Genomic DNA, 2,514 nt, shown 5'->3' with positions numbered 1-2,514 from the left:
CTGGACGAAGTTAACGGCCTTTTAGTCTTAAGGCAGATGCCAGAAGGAATTATCAAAGGCAGTTTGCGCACCTCCAAGGCTAATGTCGATATTTCCAAGTTGGCTCGCGCCCTGGGCGGCGGCGGCCACGCCAAAGCGGCCGGCTTCACGGTAGAAGGCAGTTTGGAAAAGACGGAGAAAGGATGGAAGATGGTATAAAAAATTTTTAATTTTGTAATTTTATAATTTTATAAATAATTTTTAATATCCTAATTTTTAAACATTAAAAATTTAAGCATTATTTAAAAATTAAAAATTGGAAATTAAAAATTTGATAATATTGACTTGAAACAACAAAACAATTAATATTAATAATAATTTAGTTTAATAATTAATTTTGAATCATATGCCATTAATCCCAACCGTCATTGAAAAATCAGGCCAAATCGAGCGCGCCTACGATATTTATTCCCGCCTGTTAAAAGACCGGATAATTTTTTTAGGCGAACCCATTACCGACCATACGGCCAATATTATCATCGCCCAATTTTTGTTTTTGGACGCGGAAAACAAAGACAAGGATATTAAATTTTACATTAACACTCCGGGCGGCTCGGTTACGGCCGGCATGGCGATTTACGATACCATGCAATATGTTAAAGCCGACGTCTCTACGATTTGCGTAGGGCTGGCCGCCAGCATGGGAGCGGTTCTGCTGGCTTCCGGCGCCAAAGGCAAGCGCTTTACCCTGCCTAATTCGGAAATTCTAATCCACCAGGTCATGGGCGGCTTTGAAGGCCAGGCCTCGGACATTAAAATCCACTCCGAGCATATCTTAAAAGTCAGGGAAAAACTTAATAAAACTTTAGCCAAGCACACCGGCCAGCCGATTTCCATGATTGAAAAAGACACTGACCGCGACCATTTCATGTCGGCCGACGAGGCGGTCAAATACGGCTTAGTTGATAAGGTAATATTAAAATAGCATCACCCCTTTTAACAAAGGGGGCTATGGGGGATTTTATCTTGACACTATATTTCTGGTTTTCTATAATACTATTATCAATCTCTAAATTATTTTATGCCTTTAACTCCCGAACAATTCAATAAACTGGCTACCAAGGAAGACCTGAAAAATTTTGTTACCAAAGATGAAATGCAAAATGTCAAAAGCGACATTTTAGGCGCGGTTGATGCTGTTATGGTTAAGCTGGATAACATTGAGCATGCTTTCGTTTCCAATTTGGCCGCGCATGACCGCTTTGAAGAGCGCATCAGCCGCCTGGAAAATTTTACCGGCATCAATCAGCCGAAAGTAAAACTGGCCGGTAATTCTTAAAAAAATAATTTCTTCATTTAAAAACACCCCGCCTTGGGCGGGGTGTTTTTTGTCGTCTACCGGCAAAAGTCCGCAGGACATTTAGCGAAGAGCTGATTTATTTGAGGAGAGAGATTTCAAAATAATCCGCTCCTCCCCGCCCGCCTCTGGCGGGCTGCCCTGCGGGCTGCTGCCGGCATAATTTTCTCTCCCCCCCTGACAAGGGGGGATTAAGGGGGGTTGTATTTTTTCCCTTTCTGAAACCGCAATCTCATCCGTCATTCCCCTTTTAGTCCCCCTCCTTACCAAGGAGGGGTTAGGGGAGGTTTTAAAAAATTATGATTTCAGGAAGGGAGTGGTGAAAAACATTTTTTAAGTTTTGCCGTCACCACAAACCGGCAAAATTATTTAAAGAGCATAAACCCGAAGGGTTGCAGGGACGCTACGCATGAGCACGCACCGCATGGGATTTACGGCGCTCTATGGGCGTTTCTTCCGTTACAACTTGGCTTTACCTGCCGTGCCAAGAGGACGCGATATTATCAGCCTCGTGCTAAGGCTTAGGGCGATTTTTCTAGGTTTCGCCAAACCTGTTTGTTACCACTGGAACTCATCTCCTCTTTTCCGGGGAGCCACGCTTCCTGAATCGAGAAATAAAGTAAATGTCCAGTCTCCTCCCGTATCAAAGACCAAACAGTTGCTCCCCTGTCGAGTAACACGCACTTCCTCGTCAGGTAATTTCCAGCTTTGGGGGAAGAGAGCTTTCTCGCTTCTCCCCCTTCCCAGAAACTCTTCACGCGCCGCCTCCGACATCAAGGTGGCTACCTCGACTACGTTCATTCCGAGGCAGTCAACTAACCTGGTGTTACCGCCCGCTACTTCCGAATACCCAAATAATTTGTTCATCTTTTCCTCCCTCTTCTCTCGCCGTATGTTTATTTCCCCAAGCGAGTGGGAATATTTTTTAAAAAACTTATACCCCGTACAATTTTGTCAGAAATTGTTATGGGGCGGGATACTTCCCTTTCCGAACTTGCTAATCTTATAACGAGCTCGGAAAGAGGGGGAGAGAAATTTTTTCTCTCTTTCAGATTACTATTTAAAAATAATAATCTAAATTGAGAGCGGAAGTTTTTATGTTAGGAACTTCCGCGAAAACCCGTAAACCTATATTACAGCCTTTTTTACGGCGGCTGGTTTAACCGTTTAAATGAACT

Annotated in this window: 4 protein-coding genes; 3 read left to right on the top strand and 1 reads right to left on the bottom strand. The window is 43.4% G+C overall.

Annotation, left to right across the window (positions count from 1 at the left end):
- The 3 genes from PHQ42_05520 to PHQ42_05510 form a co-directional block, all read left to right on the top strand.
- A partial coding sequence (locus PHQ42_05520) for a DHHA1 domain-containing protein (protein MDD5072156.1) occupies window positions 1-198 on the top strand: 198 nt, incomplete at its 5' end.
- 187 nt (window positions 199-385) lie between these two features.
- Window positions 386-964 (top strand): ATP-dependent Clp endopeptidase proteolytic subunit ClpP, encoded by a 579-nt coding sequence (gene clpP, locus PHQ42_05515; protein ID MDD5072155.1) that lies wholly within the window; start codon window positions 386-388, stop codon window positions 962-964.
- Window positions 965-1,060: 96 nt separating this feature from the next.
- Window positions 1,061-1,318, top strand: coding sequence for a hypothetical protein (locus tag PHQ42_05510; GenBank protein ID MDD5072154.1), 258 nt, complete (start codon window positions 1,061-1,063; stop codon window positions 1,316-1,318).
- Between the two features lie 576 nt (window positions 1,319-1,894).
- Here PHQ42_05510 and PHQ42_05505 read toward each other — a convergent pair.
- Window positions 1,895-2,137: a hypothetical protein gene (locus PHQ42_05505; protein MDD5072153.1), complete on the bottom strand. Its 243-nt coding sequence runs from the start codon at window positions 2,135-2,137 to the stop codon at window positions 1,895-1,897.
- Window positions 2,138-2,514 lie beyond the last annotated feature (377 nt).

This window comes from Patescibacteria group bacterium (assembly GCA_028711655.1).
Classification (GTDB): domain Bacteria; phylum Patescibacteriota; class Patescibacteriia; order Patescibacteriales; family JAQTRU01; genus JAQTRU01.
Note: the sequence above shows the minus strand (reverse complement) of the source record. Positions and strands in the feature narration are given on the sequence as shown.